This window comes from Acinetobacter sp. CFCC 10889 (assembly GCF_003268395.1).
Lineage (GTDB): Bacteria > Pseudomonadota > Gammaproteobacteria > Pseudomonadales > Moraxellaceae > Acinetobacter.
The window spans coordinates 1-23,883 of record NZ_LQXQ01000002.1; the positions used below are offsets into that span (position 1 = coordinate 1).

20 protein-coding genes and 1 pseudogene are annotated in these 23,883 nt (G+C 37.8%); 8 read left to right on the top strand and 13 right to left on the bottom strand.

The window, feature by feature from the left end:
- Positions 1-107 precede the first annotated feature (107 nt).
- The 3 genes and pseudogenes from AVJ19_RS00505 to AVJ19_RS00515 all read left to right on the top strand — a co-directional run bounded on the left by AVJ19_RS00505 (position 108) and on the right by AVJ19_RS00515 (position 3,843).
- Entirely contained in the window at positions 108-512 is a 405-nt protein-coding gene (locus tag AVJ19_RS00505) for a nuclear transport factor 2 family protein (RefSeq protein ID WP_111857889.1), read from the top strand.
- Positions 513-659: 147 nt separating this feature from the next.
- Entirely contained in the window at positions 660-1,739 is a 1,080-nt protein-coding gene (locus AVJ19_RS00510; protein ID WP_111858021.1) for a YheT family hydrolase, read from the top strand.
- Between the two features lie 239 nt (positions 1,740-1,978).
- Positions 1,979-3,843, top strand: a pseudogene (locus AVJ19_RS00515) (SurA N-terminal domain-containing protein).
- 169 nt (positions 3,844-4,012) lie between these two features.
- On the opposite strand, the gene AVJ19_RS00520 reads toward AVJ19_RS00515, so the two are convergent.
- Together AVJ19_RS00520 and AVJ19_RS00525 are read right to left on the bottom strand one after the other, a co-directional pair.
- A complete protein-coding gene (locus AVJ19_RS00520) occupies positions 4,013-4,477 on the bottom strand; it encodes a hypothetical protein (protein WP_111858022.1) in 465 nt (154 codons plus the stop codon).
- Between the two features lie 127 nt (positions 4,478-4,604).
- Positions 4,605-5,075 carry a CinA family protein gene (locus AVJ19_RS00525; RefSeq protein WP_111857890.1) on the bottom strand — a complete coding sequence of 157 codons (471 nt, stop codon included), beginning with the start codon at positions 5,073-5,075 and terminating at the stop codon, positions 4,605-4,607.
- Between the two features lie 349 nt (positions 5,076-5,424).
- Between AVJ19_RS00525 and AVJ19_RS00530 the strand changes: the two genes are divergently transcribed.
- Positions 5,425-5,658, top strand: a complete 234-nt coding sequence (locus AVJ19_RS00530) for a hypothetical protein (protein WP_111857891.1) — start codon at positions 5,425-5,427, stop codon at positions 5,656-5,658.
- Positions 5,659-5,751: 93 nt separating this feature from the next.
- Here AVJ19_RS00530 and AVJ19_RS00535 read toward each other — a convergent pair whose 3' ends face one another.
- From AVJ19_RS00535 to AVJ19_RS00580, 10 genes are all read right to left on the bottom strand, one after another.
- Entirely contained in the window at positions 5,752-6,195 is a 444-nt protein-coding gene (locus AVJ19_RS00535) for a universal stress protein (protein ID WP_111857892.1), read from the bottom strand.
- Between the two features lie 169 nt (positions 6,196-6,364).
- The gene (locus tag AVJ19_RS00540) at positions 6,365-6,811 is read right to left on the bottom strand and encodes a universal stress protein (protein ID WP_111857893.1); all 447 of its coding nucleotides are present in this window, start codon (positions 6,809-6,811) and stop codon (positions 6,365-6,367) included.
- 380 nt (positions 6,812-7,191) lie between these two features.
- Positions 7,192-8,610 carry a short-chain fatty acid transporter gene (locus AVJ19_RS00545; protein ID WP_111857894.1) on the bottom strand — a complete coding sequence of 473 codons (1,419 nt, stop codon included), beginning with the start codon at positions 8,608-8,610 and terminating at the stop codon, positions 7,192-7,194.
- A gap of 203 nt (positions 8,611-8,813) precedes the next feature.
- Entirely contained in the window at positions 8,814-9,443 is a 630-nt protein-coding gene (locus tag AVJ19_RS00550; RefSeq protein ID WP_111857895.1) for a 3-oxoacid CoA-transferase subunit B, read from the bottom strand.
- 4 nt (positions 9,444-9,447) lie between these two features.
- Positions 9,448-10,152 carry a CoA transferase subunit A gene (locus tag AVJ19_RS00555; protein ID WP_111857896.1) on the bottom strand — a complete coding sequence of 235 codons (705 nt, stop codon included), beginning with the start codon at positions 10,150-10,152 and terminating at the stop codon, positions 9,448-9,450.
- A gap of 62 nt (positions 10,153-10,214) precedes the next feature.
- On the bottom strand, positions 10,215-11,132 hold the full coding sequence (locus AVJ19_RS00560; protein ID WP_111857897.1) for a hydroxymethylglutaryl-CoA lyase: 918 nt from the start codon (positions 11,130-11,132) through the stop codon (positions 10,215-10,217).
- Positions 11,129-13,123 (bottom strand): acetyl/propionyl/methylcrotonyl-CoA carboxylase subunit alpha, encoded by a 1,995-nt coding sequence (locus tag AVJ19_RS00565; RefSeq protein WP_111857898.1) that lies wholly within the window; start codon positions 13,121-13,123, stop codon positions 11,129-11,131. Before AVJ19_RS00565 ends, AVJ19_RS00560 begins: the two co-directional genes overlap by 4 nt.
- 10 nt (positions 13,124-13,133) lie before the next feature.
- Positions 13,134-13,931, bottom strand: coding sequence for an enoyl-CoA hydratase/isomerase family protein (locus tag AVJ19_RS00570; protein WP_111857899.1), 798 nt, complete (start codon positions 13,929-13,931; stop codon positions 13,134-13,136).
- 10 nt (positions 13,932-13,941) lie between these two features.
- Entirely contained in the window at positions 13,942-15,543 is a 1,602-nt protein-coding gene (locus tag AVJ19_RS00575; protein WP_111857900.1) for a carboxyl transferase domain-containing protein, read from the bottom strand.
- Between the two features lie 121 nt (positions 15,544-15,664).
- Positions 15,665-16,837, bottom strand: a complete 1,173-nt coding sequence (locus tag AVJ19_RS00580) for an isovaleryl-CoA dehydrogenase (protein WP_111858023.1) — start codon at positions 16,835-16,837, stop codon at positions 15,665-15,667.
- 148 nt (positions 16,838-16,985) lie between these two features.
- Here AVJ19_RS00580 and AVJ19_RS00585 point away from each other — a divergent pair, with 148 nt between their 5' ends.
- The 3 genes from AVJ19_RS00585 to AVJ19_RS00595 all read left to right on the top strand — a co-directional run bounded on the left by AVJ19_RS00585 (position 16,986) and on the right by AVJ19_RS00595 (position 20,170).
- A complete protein-coding gene (locus tag AVJ19_RS00585) occupies positions 16,986-17,618 on the top strand; it encodes a TetR/AcrR family transcriptional regulator (protein ID WP_111857901.1) in 633 nt (210 codons plus the stop codon).
- 104 nt (positions 17,619-17,722) lie between these two features.
- The gene (locus tag AVJ19_RS00590) at positions 17,723-19,411 is read left to right on the top strand and encodes an AMP-binding protein (RefSeq protein WP_111857902.1); all 1,689 of its coding nucleotides are present in this window, start codon (positions 17,723-17,725) and stop codon (positions 19,409-19,411) included.
- A gap of 84 nt (positions 19,412-19,495) precedes the next feature.
- The gene (locus AVJ19_RS00595) at positions 19,496-20,170 is read left to right on the top strand and encodes a class I SAM-dependent methyltransferase (protein WP_111857903.1); all 675 of its coding nucleotides are present in this window, start codon (positions 19,496-19,498) and stop codon (positions 20,168-20,170) included.
- A gap of 67 nt (positions 20,171-20,237) precedes the next feature.
- On the opposite strand, the gene plsB is transcribed toward AVJ19_RS00595, so the two are convergent.
- Positions 20,238-22,406, bottom strand: coding sequence for a glycerol-3-phosphate 1-O-acyltransferase PlsB (plsB, locus tag AVJ19_RS00600; RefSeq protein ID WP_111857904.1), 2,169 nt, complete (start codon positions 22,404-22,406; stop codon positions 20,238-20,240).
- Positions 22,407-22,708: 302 nt separating this feature from the next.
- On the opposite strand from plsB, the gene cysK reads away from it, so the two are divergent.
- Positions 22,709-23,707, top strand: coding sequence for a cysteine synthase A (gene cysK, locus AVJ19_RS00605; RefSeq protein WP_111857905.1), 999 nt, complete (start codon positions 22,709-22,711; stop codon positions 23,705-23,707).
- The last annotated feature ends 176 nt before the right edge of the window (positions 23,708-23,883 follow it).

The following is a 23,883-nucleotide window of genomic DNA, read 5'->3' on the forward strand; positions in this document are numbered from 1 at the left end:
AAAAGCTTCGTTTTTATTACCGTTATAAAATTCGTGAAGCTCCTCCCTTTTTAAAGGGAGGTTGGGAGGGATTAATGTTTAAATGAGTTTTATATAAGGACATTAAAATGAACTACCCAAATACCAAACCTGCTGTTCAAAAATGGCACGATATGATCGCTAACCGTGACATGTCAATTTTAAATGAACTCCTTGCTGATGATGTGGTGTTTCGTTCACCTGTAGCGTTTAAGCCTTATGAAGGAAAGCAGGTGGTATTTTTTATTTTGACCAATGTCATTCAGGTTTTTGAAAACTTTACGTATCACCGTGAATTTTTTACTGAAGATGAACAAAGCGTGGTGCTTGAGTTTTCAGCGGTTGTTTCGGAAAAACAACTCAAAGGCATTGATATGATTCGTTTTAATGAACAAGGTCAAATAGTTGGGTTTGAAGTGATGATTCGTCCAAAACAAGGTTTGGAAGCTTTGGCTGTGCAAATGGCTGAACGATTTGCTAAATATCAGCCCTAACAGAGCTGTTATTGAATAAATAGCCTAAGCTCAGTTTAAACTGAACAACTCACCTGTATCCCCCTGATCTGTACATCATGTCAGGGTGAAGCGTAGTAAAACCAAGTGAAAGTCATGTATTTTGTGGATAAAGTTAGAGATCGTGTTATGCCTATTTTGAATAAATTTAATCAATTTACCCAAGCGGTATTAGATCAAATCACAGGAGCAGAGCAACCGAAACTTTATTACAACACGCAAGGTCAATTGAAAGCGGTCTTGGAGCAACTGCCGCAACTACAAGAAAAATACCGACCTACACCGTGGTTGAGCAATCGTCATGTGCATCTGTTGTATTTTGATGTGATTAAAAAGAAAACCATCAAACTTGATTATGATCGACTCGATCAACTCACCATGCAAGATGGCGGTGTGACTGCGATTGCATGGTGTGGTTATGATTTACCAAAAGATACGCCAACGATTGTGATCATGCATACCATTACAGGAACACCTGAAAGTATGCGTGAATTGGTCAAGGATTTGCATGAATATACAGGTTGGCGAATTGCGTTGTGTTTACGCCGTGGGCATGCAGGTTTACCAATGCCAGTGCCACAAATGTCGATCTTCGGTTCAACGTCTGATCTAAAAGAGCAATTGGTTTTTATCCAAAAGCAATTTCCACAATCTGAACTTTATGCGGTCGGTTCATCTGCGGGAACAGGCTTATTGGTACGCTATTTGGGCGAACAGGGCTTGGATACGCCGTTTAAAGCCGCTTTTGCGATGTGTCCGGGTTATGATACTGAAAAAGGTTTTGAAAATGTTCATCCTTTTTATACCAAAGTCATGACCAAAAAGATGTTTAAAGCCTTTATACAACCTTATAAAAAAACTTGGCAAAGCATAGATTCTGTTCAAACTGTTTTACAGACCAAGACTTTGCAAGAATTTCAAAATGAATATTTTGAAATGGCAGGGTACAGTGATTATCAAAGTTATTCACAAGCAACCAATCCAATTTATGTGTTTGAAAATGTGAAGATTCCGCTGATGGTCTTAAATTCGGAGGATGATCCAGTTTGTTCGATTAAAAACTTTGAACCGTATAAAACGGTGGTGCAAAAAATGCCGAATGTTGTGGTCATTACCACCAAAAAGGGCAGCCATTGCGGTTTTTATGAAGGTCTAAATACGAAATCTTGGGCATCGAAATTAATGTCAGACTTTTTTAAACAGTATTAATGAGGTGTTCTGAGTGTAATCGTCGTCGCATTTAAGCTAAATTTTGCGATGAATTTATGAAAATGCATATATTTATGGGTTCGCATTTTTATCACCTTTTCACTTTTTCTGTTTAACTAACTTACATGCAGCTTGTCAGTACATTTTTTTATGGAATAAACCAATTAATTAGGCTTAGCGCATTCATTCATATATGAATATCAGTTAAACTCCCTAGCAAATAAAATATTGGAAGATTTATGGAATCGTTTCGTAAAGTCATAAAAGGTTGGCTCGGAAAAGTCCTGCTCGTTTTATTTTTAACTCCCTTAGCATTAGTTGGTATCGAAGGTTATTTTAGTGGGGGGAATAAAGCGGATGTGGCGAAGACTGTAAATGGTCAAGAAATATCGACAAAAGATTTAGAAGCACAAACCAAAGGTTTAAAAGATCAGTATTTGAAAATGGTCAATGGTGATGAATCTTTATTAAATAATTCTTTCATTCAAAATGCAGCACTAGATAGTTTAGTTGCACGTGCTTTATTGATTAAGCAGGCTGAAAAACTGGGAATCTCTTTGAGTGATGCTCAGATTGAACAGATGTTAGCACAGCAACCAAGTTTTCAAGAAAATGGTCAATTTTCCAAAGCTTTGTATGAAAACTATCTGCGCTCAGTGGGCACAACAAGTGCAGGTTTGATTGCAAATCTTCGCCAAGACCACGCATTGAATATGTTAATGGGTACATTTACAGACAGTGCTTTGGTGAGCAAATTAGACTTAGCACAGATTGCTAATTTACAGACTGAACAGCGTAACCTTTATTTGGCGAGCGTAAATCTTGATGAATATAAGCAAAATGTAAAAGTTTCAAATCAAGAAATTGCAGACTACTACAATAAGCATCAAAATAAATTTAAACAGGTGGCTTCTGTAGATGTGGATTATGTACTTTTAACACCTGCGATGTTGCCGCAAGCAAGTACAGAAGTTTCTGCTGCTGAGTTGGAAAAAGCCTATGCGGCATTTGTAGATCAGCAAAAGAAAAATGCGAAACATGATGTTAAGCATATTTTGATTACGACAGATAATCGTGATGCACAGCAAGCTGAAAAATTAGCCAATGATGTCTATACGAAAATTAAAGGCGGAATGGGCTTTACACAGGCTGCTGCACAATATTCTGAAGATCCTTCATCTAAAGCCAATGGTGGGACTTTAGATTATATCGAAGGTGCTTTTGGTAGCAGTTTTGATAACGCAGTGAAATCAGCAAAAAATGCTGAAATTACACGCCCTGTAAAAACTCAATATGGTTATCACATCATTGAAGTGCATTCTGCTGTAGGCGAGCTTCCATCATTTGAAGCGAAAAAAGCTGAACTGACTGAAGAAGTATTAAAGTCTAAATCTGCAAATTTATTTGCGGATACCGTAAATAGCTTGAATGAACAAGTGGTGAGTAATGATGCACTTGATATTATTTCAAGTGAAGTAAAAGCTGCAAAGATTGAATCAGCAAAAGCGGTGACTGTTGCAACAACCAATGCAATCTTGGCTGATCCTAGCGTTAAAGCAAAAATATTTAGCGATGACGTAAAAAATGGTGATAGAAACGTATCAAGCAGTATCCAATTAAAAGACGGTAATACCGTTTGGGTGAAGTTCGTGAATATCATGCAGCAGGTGTACAGCCTTTGGCACAAGCCACTGCACGTGTGAAAGCAAAATTGATCCAAGAAAAAGCTGCACAAGCTGCGAAAGCAAAAATAGCAGCCATGCTTGAGGATTTCAAAAAATTGCCTGCACAACAAGTGTTAGCAAAATATCCATTTAAGTTTGAATCGGCAGGTGTATTTACACGTTCTCAAGGTTTAAAACGTGAAATTGAGCGTGCAGCATTTAGTGCACCTACACCAAAAGCAGGCATGTGGTCTGTGACAACAACGTCATTAGCAAATGAAATGGTGGTGGTTGCAGTTGCTGAAGTGAAAAAGTCTCCTATAGAAAGTTTGGATCCAGCACAAGCACAAGAGTTAATGCAGTTGTATCAAAGAATGCGTGGTCAACAATTATTGGATGACTACACACAATACTTAAAAGCCAATGCGAAAATTAAATAATTTTTAATTTGAGTAAATTAGCCTCAGTTTAGACTGGGGTTTTTTATGGGCTAGACATATAGAAATTAAAAGAAGCAAAAAGTATTCGTTAGGATATAAAAATGCCAGTCAATTTTTGTAACTGACTGGCATTCAGTATAAAGTCTATTTTTATTGCTTTACAGCTTGATTATTGCGCAGTTTCGCCTGTATAACCTTTTAAGAAAGTCAAATAAGCAGAAGATTTTTGACCATCCGCTTTTAAAATTGAGCGATCAATTTCGCCTTGATCAGTCACTAATTTTAAAGAAATTTCTTTACCGTTACGGAATGAGTTTAAAAAGCTGACAGGTACGATAATTGAATTTGATGAAACCTGTTCAGTGTATTGTGTTGGATTAATCGTTGAATATTCATACGGTTGACCATCCACTAAAAATACAAACTGTTTGATGTCATATTTCGTTGGTTGATTGATCTCAGCCGTGATTTTAAAACCATCACGTTTTTCATCATTCCAACGCATTGCAAGTTCAGGACAAACTTCCGTAGCTTCACAAATGAGAGGACCTTTTGTCACAACACGTTCTGGATAAGAACCTGCACAACCTGTAAATAACGCAACTGTTGCAACCAAAGCCAATTGAAGTTTCATAAAATTACCCATCGTTATGTGATTGTTATTTCTCTGTAGAGAATATGTTAAATTTAACGTTTTAATTGCCAAAAGTGAACAATTGTTAGCAAATTTACAGTTTTAAATTGTATTTAAACACTAAAGCTTATAAGCATTGCAAAACCTCTTTGGCAACTTGTTCAGTAAGTTGCTGCAATTTTTCTTCAGCAGAACCTTGAATAAGATATTGAAAACTATGAATTTGATTGAGATAGTTTATGCAGATATAAAATGTGCCAACAGGTTTATATTTAGATTCACTACCACCATGTTTAAGTAGACCTGTACAACTCACAATAAGATCGGCTTGATCGAAAAGAATCTTTCCTTTGATTGCCATTGCTGTGGTGACTTCAGTAGATTCAGCTGTATATTGTTTAATGAGTTGTGGGTCAATCCCTAATATTTTGATTTTAATTGATGGGTCATAACTGACTAAACCGCCGAGTAAAATGTCTGCGCCACTATTTTTATAAATTGAAAATTGAGCGCTTAGATGTCCAGAACTCGCACTTTCAATAAATGCAATTTTTAAAGCTTTACGTTCTAAAGTATCGCAACACTGTTTTAAATACATAAGATTCGCTCATTCAAATTAAAGCTTGTATATCACGTTTATATCAGCTTTATTTAGGAACTTATCATAGCGAAAATCTAAGTAGGATGTAAGCTAAAAAATATTTAATTTTATAGGCTTAGTAGAATATGTGGTAGGCAATGATAATCATTTTAATGGCTGTGAAGATTGTCTAAATACGTCAAGAGAATAGAAAAATATGTCCAACCTTATAGGCTTTCATTGGGATAAATTTGTTGAAAAATACTGTTCGGGGAAATAGTAAACGATCTTAAACAGAAATTACTTTATTGTTGTGCAAAAGCTGTTATAACTAAAAATAAAGGGTATGAAAATTAGGGAGTAGTTGATGAAGACCACTGTAAAATATGTTGTTTTGAAAAGCAAAGATTACCAACTTGGTACACCATTATTTGAAGAAAGTTTGGAAGCCAATGGTCAATATTTTGATGAGATTCCAAATGTAATCCAATATCAAAATCATGAATTTAAAGTTAAATCCAAAGAGTTAACACGTAAACAAATATTTGATGATTTTGAAGAGTCACAAACGATTTTGGTGAAAGTTATTGCGATGAATTAATCACGGTATAATTAATGATTTATATACATGATTCACATCAAATTTTCATATAAAATAAAGCCTGCATCATGCAGGCTTTATTGATGATTTATTCTATTCTTTAACAATCAGCACAGGAAGAGTAGTTTGATTTAAAACATCTTGTGCAAAGCTGCCTAAGAAAAATTTCTTAAAGCCTTTACGACCATGTGAACCCATTACGATCAAATCCGCATTTTGTTTTTCAGCTGTTTCAATAATTGTTTCAGCAGTGACATAACCTCGTACAACTTCAGTATTGATCGAAATACTTTCGGCAGCAGCAAATTCTTTCACTTGATCAAGTGCTTTTAAAGCATTTTTGTTGGCTTCTTCTAAATATTCTTTCATCATAGAGGCATTATAATAAAAGTCTGCGCCTGAAAATGGATCTTCTGCAACCAAACAAATCGCCGTAAGCTGTGCATTAAATGCTTTTGCAATAGAAATTGCTTGTTGTGCCGCAGCAAAAGAAATTTGGGAACCATCTACAGGAACTAAAATATGTTGATAAGCCATTTGAGTTTCTCCGTTGTCATTATTGCTATATTAAAAAGTAAAAATTCTAATATAGAGAATAAGTAACATATAAATGTATATGCGCCAATCTTAGATTTACATTTCTAAAAAATAATTTACAGTGAATGTGAATTGGGTTTTAATTTTGCAAATAAAAGAGAATTTTACGCTATTGCTTTACGATCAGCACAGGAACAAAACTTTCACCTAAGACCTCTTGTGCAACACTGCCCAGAACAAATTTTTTTAGACCTTTACGACCATGCGAACCCATCACAATCAGATCCGCTCCGATTTCATTCAGTACATTTAAGATGCCTGTAGCAGGTGAGACTTCACGAACGATTTTAACGTTTACTTCGGTAATACCGTGATGATTTAAGTTGTTCTTAATTTCGTTGAGGCGAGCTTGGGCATTTTTTTCCGCAGCTAAAACGTATTCAGTAATAGAGGGTGCAACTTGATAGAAATCAACGCCAAACATCGGATCAACAGCAAGGACACTGATCACAGTGACTTTTGAACCATTGCTCAAGGCAAGTTCTTCAGCATGTTGTAAGGCTGCATAAGAAATTGGGGACTCATCAACAGGGACTAGAATATGTTCATATGGCATAATGTTTACCTCCTAAAGCATTAATAATGTGTTCGATTAAATCAAATTTTTTACATATAAAAGTAAATGCTCTTTTATTTAGTTATAGCCTAAAAACAGGAGGGTTTCATTATTATTTTGCATCAAATTTATAATAAATTTAAAAATAAATTAGCCTAAGCAAATATTTGGTTTTTATATGTTTTTATTTCAAATATGATCTTGAATTTTAAAAAATAAACCACATTTATGTAGAAAAATAAGGTTGGTTTTATGTTGCAAAAATACAAAAACTTTTGATGTTTTTGTTATTTTGACGAAAATGATATTCGTTGATATGAAAAGGCTTAATTTCATGAGATTAAGCCTTTGTATCAATAGAAAAATGATAAACTGAGATTTTAAAATGTAGGTGCTACATAGGTTAGTGTGCGCCCTAAAATCCATAATAAGAATAAAACCAGTGGAATATGAAAAACCAATTGTGTCACAGTAAAACCGATCACATCTTTGGCTTTGAGTTTTAAAATCCCAAGCATCGGTAGCATAAAGAACGGATTAATTAAATTTGGCAATGCTTCGGCAGCATTGTAGATTTGTACTGACCAGCCCAAGTGATATTTTAAATCATGTGCCGCTTGCATAACATAAGGTGCTTCGATGATCCATTTGCCACCGCCTGAAGGGATGAAAAAGCCTAAAATTGCAGAGTAAATTCCCATAACAATGGCAAAGGTTTCTTTTGATGAAATTGACACAAAAAACTCAGCAATATAATGCGAGAGTGATAAATCTTGTGCATTCATGGCATGAGTCATGATAAAGGCAATACTACCATAAAGCGGGAATTGGATGAGTACACCTGAAATTGCAGGAACTGCCTTAGATACAGCATTTAAAAAGTTGCGTGGTGTTCCATGTAGTGCAATGCCTAACATTAAGAAGATAAAGTTATATGTATTTAAGCTTGAAATTGCGAGAATGGGATTGCTTTTAGAAAACTCATTAAACATCCAAATCGCACCTAAAACGACAATTAAAATACTTAAAAGAGGTGAATTTTCTAACCAATCCCCAGGTCGTTTACTCTTCGAAGTATCTTGTATTTCAGCTTCTTCTTGGTCAAGTTTGATATTAAATTGATCAATGGTTTTAATATCTTGTCCTTTGGGTGCAGAAAAATAGGCGATTGTAATAGATGCGATGATCAGTACCGCAGTCATAATCAGAGATTGTGGTAAAAAAATTGTTTCAGTAAAAGGAATAACACCTGTGAGTTGGTAGATCGACTCAGGCAAACTGGCTTTATTGGCTTGTAGTTGTGCAGCAGAAGAGCTGATTCCGAGTGCCCATGTTGCACCCATCCCAATAATTGCCGCTGCTGCTGCCGCTCGATAGTCAATATTCAGTTCTTTACGTTGAGCCAGTGCAATGACCAACAGCGCAGTAAGTACGGTGCTCATTGCCCAGTTGATCAAGGATACAAATAGACTGATCGTTGCAACAAGCACGATGCCTCCTGTACCCGAGTTTGGGATCAAAGCAAGTTTATTGATAATAAATTTAATCGGTTTCGATACAGAAACGACATAACCAACCACGATCAACATACACATTTGTAAAGTGAAAGGAATCAAACTCCAGAAACCATCACCAAATGAAAGGGCAACTTGTGTTGCAGGTGCACCGATAGCCATTGAGGCAAGAGCAACGATAATGACACCTAAAAGGGCAAAGATATAGGAATCTGGAAACCATTTTTCAGACCAGTCACTGACTTTGATTGCAAACCTTTGCAAAATATTTTGAGAATTACTCATTTTTATCATCCTTGAATTTTGTTTTACATATGAAATGCCTATGTATAGATTAGGTTGAAGAAATAGGATTTGAATACATTAAAAATATTTATGTGAAAAATATAGTTTTAAGTTAAAAATATAAGACTATTTTAAAGTCTTATATTTTCAGGAGAATAAAGTGATTGTGCTTTGCTCTATCACTTTGTGAATGTAGAGGAAGTTTATGTAGAAATAGTGACACCTGTAACTTTTTGAACTTCATCCAATGTGACACCATTTGCAAGCTCAACCAGTTTGATACCATTTTCAGTCACATCAAACACACCTAAGTCAGAAATAATACGGTCTACGACAGCTTTTCCTGTTAAAGGTAATTCACAGTTTTTGACAATTTTAGGTGAACCATCTTTGGCTGAGTGTTCCATCAGTACCACGACTTTTTGTACACCTGCAACCAAGTCCATTGCACCGCCCATCCCTTTGACTTTTTTACCAGGAATCATCCAGTTGGCGAGGTCACCTGTTTCAGAAACTTCCATTGCACCTAAAATCGCAATATTGACTTTACCACCACGAATCATGGCAAATGATTGTGAGCTTTCGAAAAATGAAGCACCTATGCGAGTAGTTACCGTTTGTTTGCCCGCATTAATAAGATCAGCATCTACAGTGTCGTCTGTTGGAAATTCACCAATCCCCAATAAGCCATTTTCTGACTGTAGCCAAACATCCATATCTTCAGGAATATAATTTGCCACAAGAGTTGGTAGTCCAATGCCTAAATTAACATAAAAACCATCTTCGAGTTCTTGTGCAGCACGTTGTGCCATTTCATTGCGTGTCCAAGCCATGATTTTATCCCTCTGATTTTAATGTCAATTGTTCGATGCGTTTTTCAGGTTGTGCATTGACAATAATTCGATGCACATAAATTCCTGAAAGATGCACATGATCAGGATCTAAAGTACCGACTTCAACCAATTCTTCTACTTCAACCACAGTGATTTTACCTGCGGTTGCACAGTCAGGATTAAAGTTACGTGCTGTTTTACGGAAAATTAAATTGCCTGCTTTGTCTGCTTTATAGGCTTTGACAAGGGCAATATCCGCAGTCAGTGATTCTTCAAGAATATGATCTTTACCATTAAAATTACGAACTTCTTTGCCTTCTGCAATCAGTGTACCTACACCTGCTTGCGTAAAGAAAGCGGGAATACCAGCACCACCTGCACGTAGTTTCTCTGCTAAAGTGCCTTGTGGTGTGAGTTCAACTTCAAGTTCACCATTTAAAAATTGGCGTTCAAATTCTTTGTTTTCACCAACATAAGAGGCAATCATTTTTTTAATCTGTTTGGTCTCAAGAAGTAGACCTAGACCAAAGCCATCTACACCAGCATTATTGGAAATACAGGTTAAGTCTTTGACACCTGTCGCTTTTAATGCCGAGATCAATGCTTCAGGTATGCCACAAAGACCAAAGCCACCTACAGCAAAAGTTTGTCCATCTTGGACGATATCTTTAAGTGCATCGTTTGCACTTGCATAGACTTTATTGAGCATATTTCACCTTGTTATTACAATCTTATTCCATTAACTTTTCTTGCATTTATGCATTGTTTATATCATGAAGCACATTGGGTTTGCCAATAAGCATTTGCATAATTTGACGGGTTAGGGCGATTTAGAACTTGGCTAATATTGCGACTCGCTTGCATGAGTGCATCAAGATGAATTCCTGTTTTAAAGCCCATTTTCGACAATAAATAATACAAGTCTTCAGTGGAGACATTGCCCGAAGCACCTTTGGCATAAGGACAGCCACCCAGCCCTGCAATAGATGAATCAAAGACCCGAATACCTTGTTCAAGCGATTGATAAATATTCGCAATCGCCATGCCATAGGTATTATGAAAATGTCCTGCTAAAACGCTGTGATCGAGTTCTGCAAGGCAAGCATCCCAAACTTTTTTAACACGATTCGGGGTTGCTGTACCAATCGTTTCACCTAAAGATACTTCATAACAACCTATGTCATACAAACGCTGTGTTACTTTTGCCACTTGTCTTGGATCAATTGCACCTTCATAAGGACAATCAACAATACAAGATACATAGCCCCGTACTTTGATATTGTTACTTTTAGCGGCAACTAAAACATCAGTAAATTTCTCAAAACTCTCATCAATTGAACAGTTAATATTTTTACGGGTAAAGCTTTCAGACGCTGCGGTAAATACCGCAACTTCTTGACAACCGACAGCTAAAGCAGACTCAAAACCTTTTAGATTGGGTGTAAGTAGGCTAAAGTCAATCTTTGGATCTTTGGGTAAATCGGCAAAAAGTTGATCACTATTTGCCATTTGCGGTACCCATTTTGCTGAAACACAAGAGCCGACTTCAATTGAGCTGAGTCCTGTTTGCATTAAATCCACAATCAAGGCTTTACGTTGTTCAAGTGTCAAAGGTGTTTTTTCGTTTTGCAGTCCATCACGTGGACCAACTTCAACGATTTTAACGAAGTCGTTGTCTATAGAAGTCATGCAACATTCTCCGTGAGTAATTCAAACTCAACCAATTCATCGCCTGCTTTGACTTGATCACCTGCTTGGAAATACGCTGCCGCAATCACGCCATCATGTGGCGCACGAATGGTATATTCGATTTTCATTGCTTCAAGTGTCAGTAAAATATCATCCTTTTTCACTTGATCTTTGGCAGAAACCAAGACTTTGGTAATTACACCCGGCATTGGTGCTTTCAGATTACTTTCGTTGCCTGCATCGTCTTCATTGCTGATTTTCGCCAAAATCTGTTCAAAAATATAATTTTGTGCATTTGAAAATACAGTCAGGGCTTGTGCATTGCGACTAAATGCGACTTTTTGTTTCAGTCCATTGAGGTCAATTTGTACTGTATTTGCGTTGAGCAATTGACCTGAAATTTGCAATTTTAGATCTTGATATTCGGCAATAAACTGCTCGCCAACTGCTCTAAAATTCACTTGAATTTGCGTGTCTGCCAACTTGAGTTTAATCGGATATAGTCCAGTTTGGTTTAAACGCCAAGTTGATTGGTTTTGCCAAACAGGATTATTTGCTGTTTTATTCTGTTGGAAACGACTGAGTAATTCGGTAAATGCCGCAGTAATGATGAGATTGGTGTCCGCAGTACGGATATTTTTAAATAAAAATTCATCTTCACGTTGGATCAGATTGGTATCCAATTCTGCATTTTTGAATGAGTCGCAACGAATGATGCGGTCTAAGAATGCAATATTATTGCCCAAACCTTCAACATGGAAATGCCCAAGCGCATGGTGCATTTGTACCAATGCTTCATCACGGTTTTTGCCCCAAACGATGAGTTTTGAAATCATTGGGTCATAATACGTGGTGATTTCATCACCTTGCACAATGCCACTATCGACACGAACATGTTCATTTTGTTCAGGATAATGTAAATAATGAATTTTCCCGATGGCAGGTAAGTAGCCTTTTTCAGGTTCTTCCGCATAGATTCGTGCTTCGATGGCATGACCATTGATGCTGAGTTCATGTTGTAATTTTGGTAATGGTTCACCACTTGCAACACGCAGTTGCCATTCTACTAAGTCTTGTCCTGTGATCATTTCAGTAACAGGGTGTTCAACTTGTAGACGAGTATTCATTTCCATGAAATACGCTGTACCGTCTTGTTCTACAATAAACTCGACTGTACCTGCACCGACATAATTCACTGCACTTGCTGCATCAATCGCTGCTTTACGCATCGCTTCCAATTTTTCTTCAGCAATTTTTGGTGCAGGCGCTTCTTCGAGCACTTTTTGGTGACGGCGCTGTACTGAACAATCACGTTCAAATAAATGTACATAGTTGCCATGGGAGTCGCCAAACACTTGTACTTCGACATGGCGTGGATTGACCACATAGCGCTCAACCAAAACTTCATCATTGCCGAAGCTTGATTTTGCTTCATTTTTACATGAAGACAGCGCATCTAAAAAGTCAGCTTCACGCTCAACCAAACGCATGCCTTTACCACCACCGCCTGCACTGGCTTTGATGAGAACAGGGTAGCCAATGCCATCGGCTTGTTGCTTTAAAAATGCTGCATCTTGATTTGTACCATGATAACCCGGCGTTAAAGGCACACCTGCTTTTTCCATCAAGGCTTTAGAGGTGGCTTTCAGACCCATTGCCAAAATTGCAGCAACAGGAGGACCGATAAATACAATATTGTTTTTTTCACAAGCAAGCGCAAATTGATCATTTTCAGACAAAAAGCCATAACCCGGATGGATCGCCTGTGCGCCTGTAGCTAAAGCCGCTTGAATAATACGATCAACTTGTAAATAACTTTGTGAGGCAGGGGACTCGCCAATATAAACCGCTTCATCTGCTTGTTTGACATGTTGCGAGTGGGCATCTGCATCTGAATATACTGCTACCGTTGCAATGCCTAATTTTTTCGCTGTACGAATCACACGGCAAGCGATTTCGCCACGATTGGCAATTAAAATCTTTTCAAACATGGTGTTATCCTTATTCTGTAGTGTTTGCAATCCATTGCGGGTTTTGTTTATTTAAAAATGCGTGTAAACCATTTTTGGCTTCAGCACCTTGACGCACATGGGCAATATGTTGCGCTGTTTGCACCAATAAATCTTCGCTTAAGCTTTCTTGGCTGACCATTTGAATCAGTTGTTTTGAAGCTGCTTGTGCTTCAGGACCACCCAAGAGTAAGGTATCAATGATCTCTTGAATTTTACTATCGAGTTGTTCAGGTGTTGTGACTTCATGTACTAAACCAATCGCTTTGCCTTGTTCCGCAGAAATACGCTCTGCGGTGAGGAAATAGCGAGATGCTTGACGTGCGCCAATGGCACGAATCACATAAGGGCTGATAGTAGAGGGTGCTAAACCCAAACGCACTTCTGATGTTGCAAATTTTGCATCTGTACTTGCCACACACATATCGCAGGCAGAAGCAAGTCCCATACCACCACCAAATGCGACACCTTGCACACGAGCAATGGTGGGTTGTTTCAATGTCGCTAGACTTTGTAACATTTTCGCCAATTTCAATGCATCAGCTTCATTGTCCGCTTGCGAAGCTTCGCCTGCTTGTTTCATCCAATTCAGATCTGCGCCAGCAGAAAAGCTTTTGCCACGTCCTGCTAAAACCACCACACGAATGTCATCACGCTGATTCAAGCTTTGAAAGCATTGATTTAATTCTTCAATCACTTGTGTATTAAAAGCATTATGCAGTTCAGCACGATTAATCCATACTGTTGCGACCTGTTGTTGCTGTTCAAGTTGTAAATATTGAAAATTCATTTTGCACCTCTTACATGCGGAACACGCCAAACTTAGTTGGTAAAATTGGCGCATTGAGTGCAGCCGCTAAACTTAACGCTAAAACATGACGAGATTGTGCAGGATCAACCACACCGTCATCCCATAAACGTGCTGATGCATAATATGGATGCCCTTGATGCTCATATTGATCACGAATCGGTTGTTTAAATTGGTCTTCTTGTTCAGCGCTCCAATTTTCACCTTTGGCTTCAATTTGATCACGTTTTAAGGTAGAGAGTACGCTTGCTGCTTGTTCGCCCCCCATCACTGAAATACGTGAGTTTGGCCAAGTCCATAAGAAACGAGGTGAGTAGGCACGACCGCACATACCATAGTTACCTGCACCAAATGAACCACCGATTACCATGGTGATTTTTGGAACATTTGCGGTTGCAACTGCCATGACCAGTTTTGCACCATTTTTCGCAATACCTTCATTTTCATACTGACGACCGACCATGAAGCCTGTGATATTTTGTAGGAATAACAACGGAATATTACGCTGTGTACACAGTTCAATAAAATGTGCGCCTTTTTGTGCAGATTCGGAAAATAGAATGCCGTTATTGGCAATGATGCCGACTTTCATGCCATAAATAGAGGCAAAACCTGTGATTAAAGTCGTCCCAAAACGCGCTTTAAATTCATCTAAACGTGAACCATCGACAATACGGGCAATCACTTCACGAATGTCAAAGGGTTTGCGGGTATCGGTTGGAATGATGCCATACAGTTCTTCCGCAGCATAAAGCGGTTCTTCGATCTCAACTTGGTTTTGGTTAGGTGCTTTATTTAAATTTTTAACAATATTGCGTGCGATCAAAATGGCATGTTCATCATTTTCTGCCAAATGATCGGCAACTCCTGACAGACGTGTATGTACATCGCCACCGCCAAGGTCTTCTGAGGTGACCACTTCACCTGTTGCGGCTTTTACAAGAGGTGGACCACCCAAGAAAATTGTGCCTTGATTACGTACAATAATGGTTTCATCTGACATAGCAGGTACATACGCACCACCTGCGGTACAACTTCCCATCACAATCGCAATTTGGGCAATCCCCATGCTTGACATACGAGCTTGATTATAAAAAATACGTCCAAAATGATCACGATCAGGGAAAACTTCATCTTGCATCGGCAAGAAAGCACCACCTGAATCGACCATATAAATACACGGTAAATGGTTTTGTTCAGCAATTTCTTGTGCACGTAAATGTTTTTTCACTGTCAGTGGATAGTACGTTCCACCTTTTACTGTTGCATCATTGGCAACGATCATGCAGCTAACGCCTTGTACTTGACCGATTCCTGCAACCACACCAGCAGCAGGAACATCATCGGCATAGACATTCAAGCCCGCGATTTGCCCGATTTCTAAAAATGCAGTACCTGCATCAATCAGTTGATCAATACGATCACGTGCGAGGAGTTTGCCACGTGCAATATGCTTTTCACGTGCTTTTTCGCCACCACCCAAAGCAATGGTCGCCACTTTTTGTTTCAGATCATCGACCAATTGTTGCATGGCTGCTTGATTGGCTTTGAAATCTTCACTTCGAATATTAATTTTGCTTTGTATTTGGTTCATTTTGAACGTCCTTGTATCTTTTTATATTCGATTTTATGTCAGTCAATCGACTATGAATCACTTGCTTAATTTGATGCTCAACTTGGCGAAGATCGGACTTTGCCAAGTTGAGATGGGTTAATTATTTGGTTTCGTTAAATAGTTCACGACCGATTAACATACGGCGAATTTCAGAAGTACCTGCACCGATTTCATACAGTTTGGCATCACGCCATAGGCGACCTGTATCATATTCATTGATATAACCATTACCACCTAAGGTTTGGATCGCTTCACCTGCCATCCAAGTGGCTTTTTCAGCCGAATATAAAATTGCACTGGCTGCATCTTTACGTAAACCACGATCATGATCGGCTTTATCACATGCTGCACCTACTGCATAAACCAATGCTTTAGATGCTAACCAAGTTGAGTACATATCTGCAATTTTGCCTTGCATCAATTGAAACTCACCCAAAGCTTGACCGAATTGTTTACGGTCATGAATGTATGGAATCACCACATCTAAACATGCATCCATGATGCCAAGCGGACCACCACTGAGGACTGCACGTTCATAATCCAAACCACTCATCAACACTTTGGTACCATTACCGACACCACCTAAGACATTTTCTTTTGGAACTTTGACATTATCAAAGAACAGTGGATAGGTATTTGAACCACGCATACCGAGTTTGTCGAGGTGTGTACCATGACTAAAACCTTCCATTGTTTTTTCAACAAGGAATGCGGTCATGCCTTTTGCGCCCGCAGCAAGATCAGTTTTGGCATAGACCACAAGAACGTCAGCATCACCACCATTGGTGATCCACATTTTTGAGCCATTTAACACAAAATGATCGCCTGCATCTTCGGCTTTGAGTTTCATACTCACCACATCTGAACCCGCATTGGGTTCTGACATTGCCAATGCGCCAACATAGTCACCTGAAATCAGTTTTGGTAAGTAACGTTGTTTTTGATCTTCATTACCATTTCGGTTAATTTGGTTGATACATAGGTTAGAATGCGCACCATAAGACAGACCGATGGCAGCAGAAGCACGTGAAATTTCTTGCATGACAATAATGTGTGCAAGATAACCAAGATTTGTACCACCATATTCTTCACTGACGGTTAAGCCCATTAAGCCCATGTCACCGAATTTTTTCCAAAGGTGATGTGGGAATAAATTATCTTGATCGACTTTTTTAGCAATTGGTGCAATTTCTTTCGCACAAAAAGCTGCAACTGAATCACGGAGTGCGATTAATGTTTCATCTAGCCCGAAATCAATACTTTGTAGGTTCATCATCCTGTCATCCTAACGGTTTTACTTGTTGTTCCAAAAAACACTTTTTGTTGTTGCTTGAAAATACAATACAGGTTTTTTTTGAAAAAGTGAATATAAATTCAAAAATTGATTTACAATTCACTTTAATTGATTGAGAATACAGAATATGAGCTATAAACGATCATCTTTAATGCAAGAGCGAATGGAACAAAATCGCAAAACGATTTTGCAATCCGCACGTGAGTTAATTGCACAAGGAGGATTTAAAGACGCACAGATACAAGCCATTGCGGATCGTGCAGGAGTATCGAGTGGACTGGTGTACCGTTATTTTGCCAACAAAAGCCAAGTGCTGATCGAGGTCTTAGATGATGCAATCCATGTCGAAGTTGATATTTTAAATCATATCGCAGCAGGTGAGTTGAACGCGACACAAAAGTTACACAAGGCTGTGACCACTTTTGTTCGCCGTGCGATGAATAGTCCTCAGCTTGCGTATTCGCTCATGTTTGAACCCGTTGATCCTGAATTAGAGCATGGACGTTTCCGTAGTAAACAACTGATCAAACAAACCATGAAAGAGATTTTGGCACAAGGTAAAACCACAGGAGAGTTCGGTTTTGAAGATTTAAATACCGCAGCACTGTGTGTGGTAGGAGCCATGACTTTTGTTGTGATTGAACCCTTAAATCCTTCACGAAATGTGATGTTTGATGAGTCGTATAAAGATTATTTTGTGAAACAGATTGCCGATTTTTGTGTAAATGCTGTACAAATACAGGAGGGACAAAAGCTGTAAAGGAATAAATATACACAAAATCTGTTTCGATAAGTGATCACGGAAAAACAATTAAATTACAGATTAGAAAAGCAAAATCACAAAGAATCAAGGAGTATGATTCAATGTCGCAAGTACGGTTAAGTTACGCCTATGGAACAAGTCAAGCACCCTTAGTGGGCATGACGATTGGTGAAAAATTTGATGAAGCATGTCAGATGTATGCTGATCATGATGCAGTGGTCAGTCTCCATCAAAATGTGCGTCTGAGCTATGCGCAATTACAGGAGCAGGTCAATGCTTTTGCCTGTAGTTTGCTGCGTTTAGGATTGCAAAAAGGCGACCGCTTAGCGATTTGGTCGCCAAATTGTGTAGAATGGACGATCACCCAATTTGCTGCATTTAAAGCAGGTATTATTTTGGTGAATTTAAATCCTGCTTATAAGAAAAATGAGTTGGAATACGTTTTAAATAAAGTCTCTTGCAAAGGATTGGTGATTGCATCGGTATTTAAAACCTCAGATTATCAAGAAGTTTTAACGCAAATTGCGCCTGAGATTAAGACGGCAAGCGATAAAATTTTAAATGCTGAAAAATTACCACATTTGAAATATGTGATTAAAATTGATCATCAGCAACATGAAGGGATTCATTGTTTTGCTGATTTACTCAATACCCCAAGTCACGAAGAATTACAGCAATTAAGCACGATTGCACAAGATTTACAATTTGATGAAACCATCAATATTCAGTTTACGTCAGGGACAACAGGCAACCCGAAAGGCACGATGCTGACTCATAATAACATTTTAAATAATGGTTATTTTGTGGGTGAAGGCATTCATCTTACACCAAAAGATCGCGTGTGTATTTCTGTACCACTGTTTCATTGTTTTGGTATGGTCATGGGGAATCTCGCATGTATTACACATGGTTCAACGATGGTCTATCCTGCCGCAGTATTTAATCCAATTGAAAGTTTAAAAGCCATTGAGCAAGAAAAATGTACAGCAGCTTATGGTGTGCCAACCATGTTCATTTCGATGTTAGAACAAGAAACTTTTGATCAATATGATCTCAGTAGTTTGCGTACAGGCATTATGGCGGGCAGTCCATGTCCACGTGAGATTATGCAGCGTGTGATTGACCGAATGCATATGAGCGAAATCACCATTTGTTATGGCATGACTGAAACTGCGCCAGTGAGCGTACAGACATCAACAACGGATCCGATTGAATGTCGTGTTGGTACGGTTGGACGAGTACAGCCACATCTAGAAATAAAAATTATTGATGAACAAGGCAAAGTTGTGCCACGTGGCAAACTTGGCGAACTTTGTGTTCGTGGTTATTCTGTCATGCTTGGCTATTGGGAAGATGAAGAAAAGACCAAAGAAGTCATTGATGTGGCAAAATGGATGCATACAGGCGACATTGCAGAAATGGATGACGAAGGCTTTGTGAAAATCAAAGGTCGTATCAAAGATGTGGTGATTCGTGGTGGGGAAAATCTTTTCCCGAAAGAAATTGAAGATTTCCTATATACCCATCCTGATGTGTCAGATGTACAAGTGATCGGTCTCCCTGATGCACGTTATGGCGAGGAACTGTGTGCATGCATTATTTTGCATGAACATCATCAAGTGACAGAAGATTGTATTCGCCAATTCTGTAAAGAGCATATTTCACATAATAAAGTGCCAAAATATGTACGTTTCTTTACTGAATTTCCAATGACAGCTTCAGGCAAAGCACAGAAATTTAAGTTACAAGAATTTATGCGCCATGAGTTGAATTTACAAGAAATTGCTTAAATATTTATCAGTTTCAAAACAGCATTAAGTGAGTGCGCTTGCTTAATGCTTTATGATTTGTATAACAAGGAAATGGACGAATACATGGCAAAAGATTTTAACCATCCTAATGTAGTGGAAAGTTATGATGAACATATCCGAAAACTGATCCCAGGCTATGAACTGATTCATTTACAGGTCAATGCTTTGCTCAAAACCTATGCATCTGAGCATGCGCATATTTTAGTCGTAGGTTGTGGCACTGGACATGAGTTGCGTTATCTAGCCAAGCAATTTCCACAGTGGAGATTTACAGCAATTGATCCTGCACAAAATATGCTAGAAAAAGCCAAAGCACTCTTGGCAGCTGAACATTTAGATCAAAATATTACGTTTATACACACAGATACGTCAGGATTAAAAGATTTACAGCAAAGCTTTGATGTGGCATTGTCGATTTTAGTTTCACATTTTATTCCTGAAACTGCTAAAGCTACGTATTTCCAAGAGATTTATCAGGCTTTGAATGAAAATGGAATCTGTTTAAGTTACGACTTAATGCAAATTTCAGATCAGAAACAACTCAAAACTTTACAACATTTAGCAGAATTGACAGGTTTGGCGGAAAAACAAAGTCAGGCGATGGTTGAGCGTTTGCAAGACGATTTTCATTTGATTTCAAATCAAGATTTACATCGTATATTAAAAAATATCGGCTTTCAGTCTGTGGAGAATTTTGCGCAAGTGTTGAATTATTTTGGTACTTTTGCTGTGAAATAAAAAACCGAAGACGAACTTCGGTTTTTGGCATTGATTTAAAAAGTGATTTTAGAATTGATGCTGAAAATTAGGTGGTTAAATTCACTGTATATAAATGTGCAAATGTTTTGAGTAATCTGAGTGTATCATCCGTTTGGTGAATGGTAATGCTTTGCTCAACGACTTGAATTAATTTTTCAGCTTCGTAGAATGCTAAAATATGCTGAATTTCAGTTGAAATTTCATTTATTTTCCACTTCAAGAAATAAGTTTTTTGCAGTTCAGGATATAACTGTAAAGCTGTATTTAGCAATTCATCTAAACTGATTTTTTCAATCGCAGGTTCAGTTTGCGCCGTTAAAATGTATGCCACCAATGCAGGTAAAATCAGCGTATGTAAAATATTATTGCTGAAATATTTAAGCAGCGCTTCTTGTTGATTGCAGACTTTGAGCCAGCGTTCATTGTCATGTTCAATAAACTCAACTTGTTTCAGTTTAATTGCATATTGAATAATTTCATGATTCGAAAGAGCCGTGATTTGCATTCTTTCATCATATTTATGATGTTTTAACAAATTTTTAAACTGCTCTAAACGTAATAAAACATCACGTTCAGCAAGTTCATAAGTTGGTGCATTCAGTAAAATGGTTGCCAATAAATTTACAGGATTGATCACAGCCGCTTTATTGATATTTTCTAAAATACCATCCGCAACTTCATTGACTGCAAGTTTGACTGAGTTTGGTAAGTCTTCTTCTAAACCAACATGTGATGGCACTTGATTTTTATCTAAAATCTCTTTGAGAAATACAGGTTCACCAAAGTTGACATGTACCATGCCAAACACTTTCTCGATTTTTTGCATTGATTTTAGTAAACCAAATAGAGATTCAGATTGTTTTTTCTGACCGCCTAATTCTTTGATATAAGATGAACCTTCAAGTAATTTTTCATAACCAAAATAAGTTGGAATAAACGCAATCGGTTTGCTATTGCCACGTAAATGGCTCTGAATAGTCATTGCCAACATCCCTTTTTTTGCAGGCAATAACAGTCCTGTGCGAGAACGACCACCTTCAACAAAGTATTCTAAAGGCGTATTACGACTGAGTAAGCTATGCACATATTCTTTAAAAACAGCTGTGTAGAGTGCGTTTCCACTAAAGCTACGGCGGATAAAATATGCACCTGCGCCACGCATTAATTGTCCAACTACAGGCATATTGAGGTTAATTCCTGCGGCAATATGTGGCACCATTAAACCACGTTTGTAGATCACATAAGATAAAAGTAAATAATCGATATGGCTACGGTGACATGGGGTATAGACGATTTCATAATCTTTTGCCAGTTCCCGCACCACTTCAAAATTATGTACTTGGATGCCATCATAAAGCTGTGTCCACAGTTTTGTTAAAGCAATTTCCGCAAAACGTAAAGTTGAATACGAAAAGTCAGAAACGATTTCATCTAAATATTTTTTCGCTAAATTTTCTGCTTGTTGTACGCTGATTTTTTTATGAATACTTTCAGTTAAAACTGCCTCTTTAATTACCTCTGAAGTCAGTAATTTGTTAATCACATTACGGCGGTCAGAAATGTCTGGACCTAAGATTGCTTCTTTATATTGATTAAATGATTTATTGAGTTCAGTGACTACATAATGTGCTGGTGCAAAGTTTGGTGCAACTTCAAGTGCAGTATTGATCAACGCACGCAAAGAAATTGCTTGATGAAACTCAATATAATTTTCACGACCATAGAGCGTGATATTTAAGGCTTGTTTAATGCCTGTCGGTTTTGTCCACGCATCCGCCATCAAAGCTTTATACCAACTGTCCTGATTTTCTGGTGCACGTCCCCATAAAATGGTCACAGGTACAAAAAGCACATCTTCATCGCTATGTCTAAGTAGATATTCCACTAAACGAATGAGTTTATCTGGATAATAGGCTGAAGCATTATGCTTACTGGCTTCTAAAACGAGAAAAGAATCGTCTTCTTGTAATTCTTTGAGCTTCAACGGTGAAAATGCAGAATGTAAGCTGCGCTTTTCAGTTTCGTTATCGATAAGTACTTTATTTGAAGTAGAGTCATCTTGGATCACATAACATATTGCAGCAGGCTTTGAGTCTTGTTCTTTTAATTTATTTTCAAGTGTTTGCGTGTCGCCAAGCACTTGAGGGCTGACAATTTTATCTAAAACTTTTTTGGTAAATTGGCGATAAAATTTTTGATAAGCATTGTTTGCCATATAAATCTCAATACGATGTCTTTATGGGAACTATTATGGGCTAAAGTGAGTGAAAATGTATAAGCGAATTTGCACATAGATTCAACAAACACCATTAGATGTTTTAGAAAATATTTCATTTATGCAAAATAGTCAAAAATAAGCAGATTTAATATTGCAATCAGAAAAACTAGGCTTTTGATTTTTATCAAATAAACAATTCACAAATTTTTATAAATAAATCACTTTACTGAATATCAACGATACAACAAAAGGAGATATGATAGTTAAATATAAGGTGATTTATAAATAAAGGATATCCCATGGCGACTGATTCTACTTTTCCACAAACTGAAAATTTAGGCATTGCAGTCTATGCGAATAATGCAGATGCTATTGGTAATACGCCATTGGTACGCATTAACCGTTTAGTTGCAAATGAGGCGACTGTTTTAGCAAAAATTGAAAGCCGCAATCCTGCATTTTCAGTGAAAGATCGTGTTGGTGCAGCTTTGATCGAAGATGCTGAAAAAAGCGGAAAACTGAAAAAAGGCATGCATATTGTAGAGCCAACCAGTGGTAACACAGGGATTGCCTTGGCGTATGTGGCTGCTGCAAAAGGTTATGACATTACCTTGACTATGCCTGCAAGTATGAGTATTGAACGCCGTAAAGTTCTGAAAGCGTTGGGTGCAAATTTGGTTTTGACTGAACCTGCAAAAGGCATGAAAGGTGCAATTGATGAAGCAGTACGCTTAGTGACCGAACAACCTGAATTGTATTACTTACCACAACAGTTTGAAAATCCAGCCAATCCTAAAATTCATGAAACCACAACAGGTCCAGAAATTTTTGCTGCGACAGGCGGTAAAGTGGACATTTTAGTGGCGGGTGTGGGTACAGGTGGTACAATCACAGGGATTTCACGCTATTTTGAACAAGTGAAAAATCAACCGATTTATTCAGTTGCCGTTGAGCCTGCGGATTCACCAATTATTGGTCAAGCAAAACGAGGTGAAGACTTAACCCCTGGACCACATAAAATCCAAGGGATTGGTGCAAACTTTATTCCTAAAAACTTAGATTTAGCTTTGGTGGATGAGGTTATTGCCATTGAAAATCAAGAAGCAATTGATTTTGCACGTCAGTCAGCAACACAAGAAGGAATTTTTGTGGGAATTTCAAGTGGTGCAGCTTTAGCCGCAGCAGCGAAATTGGCAGCACGTCCTGAAAATGCAGGTAAAACCATTGTGGTGATCTTACCTGATGGCGGTGAGCGTTATTTATCTTCTGTGTTGTTTGAAGATATTTCAGCGGAATAATATAACGTTGAAAAAATAGCCTATCAATGAAATGTTCAGAAATATTGAATATGTAATTGATAGGCTTTAGTTTTATTTTTGGTTAGATTTAAAAATAAAGATACGTTTAGCACCTAAAATATTTAAATTCAGTGATAAAAATAGATTGAGAATATGTTGAAAAGTGTGACAAAATG

Bases quoted from the DNA above. Each gene is read 5' to 3' on its own strand.
- AVJ19_RS00520 (WP_111858022.1), bottom strand. From the start codon at position 4,477: ATGAAACTTCAATTGGCTTTGGTTGCAACAGTTGCGTTATTTACAGGT.
- cysK (WP_111857905.1), top strand. From the start codon at position 22,709: ATGGCGACTGATTCTACTTTTCCACAAACTGAAAATTTAGGCATTGCA.
- AVJ19_RS00575 (WP_111857900.1), bottom strand. From the start codon at position 15,543: ATGAACCAAATACAAAGCAAAATTAATATTCGAAGTGAAGATTTCAAA.
- AVJ19_RS00550 (WP_111857895.1), bottom strand. From the start codon at position 9,443: ATGGCTTGGACACGCAATGAAATGGCACAACGTGCTGCACAAGAACTC.
- plsB (WP_111857904.1), bottom strand. From the start codon at position 22,406: ATGGCAAACAATGCTTATCAAAAATTTTATCGCCAATTTACCAAAAAA.
- AVJ19_RS00580 (WP_111858023.1), bottom strand. From the start codon at position 16,837: ATGAACCTACAAAGTATTGATTTCGGGCTAGATGAAACATTAATCGCA.
- AVJ19_RS00530 (WP_111857891.1), top strand. From the start codon at position 5,425: ATGAAGACCACTGTAAAATATGTTGTTTTGAAAAGCAAAGATTACCAA.
- AVJ19_RS00560 (WP_111857897.1), bottom strand. From the start codon at position 11,132: ATGACTTCTATAGACAACGACTTCGTTAAAATCGTTGAAGTTGGTCCA.
- AVJ19_RS00510 (WP_111858021.1), top strand. From the start codon at position 660: ATGCCTATTTTGAATAAATTTAATCAATTTACCCAAGCGGTATTAGAT.
- AVJ19_RS00570 (WP_111857899.1), bottom strand. From the start codon at position 13,931: ATGAATTTTCAATATTTACAACTTGAACAGCAACAACAGGTCGCAACA.
- AVJ19_RS00535 (WP_111857892.1), bottom strand. From the start codon at position 6,195: ATGGCTTATCAACATATTTTAGTTCCTGTAGATGGTTCCCAAATTTCT.
- AVJ19_RS00555 (WP_111857896.1), bottom strand. From the start codon at position 10,152: ATGCTCAATAAAGTCTATGCAAGTGCAAACGATGCACTTAAAGATATC.
- AVJ19_RS00590 (WP_111857902.1), top strand. From the start codon at position 17,723: ATGTCGCAAGTACGGTTAAGTTACGCCTATGGAACAAGTCAAGCACCC.
- AVJ19_RS00595 (WP_111857903.1), top strand. From the start codon at position 19,496: ATGGCAAAAGATTTTAACCATCCTAATGTAGTGGAAAGTTATGATGAA.
- AVJ19_RS00525 (WP_111857890.1), bottom strand. From the start codon at position 5,075: ATGTATTTAAAACAGTGTTGCGATACTTTAGAACGTAAAGCTTTAAAA.
- AVJ19_RS00540 (WP_111857893.1), bottom strand. From the start codon at position 6,811: ATGCCATATGAACATATTCTAGTCCCTGTTGATGAGTCCCCAATTTCT.
- AVJ19_RS00505 (WP_111857889.1), top strand. From the start codon at position 108: ATGAACTACCCAAATACCAAACCTGCTGTTCAAAAATGGCACGATATG.
- AVJ19_RS00585 (WP_111857901.1), top strand. From the start codon at position 16,986: ATGAGCTATAAACGATCATCTTTAATGCAAGAGCGAATGGAACAAAAT.
- AVJ19_RS00545 (WP_111857894.1), bottom strand. From the start codon at position 8,610: ATGAGTAATTCTCAAAATATTTTGCAAAGGTTTGCAATCAAAGTCAGT.
- AVJ19_RS00565 (WP_111857898.1), bottom strand. From the start codon at position 13,123: ATGTTTGAAAAGATTTTAATTGCCAATCGTGGCGAAATCGCTTGCCGT.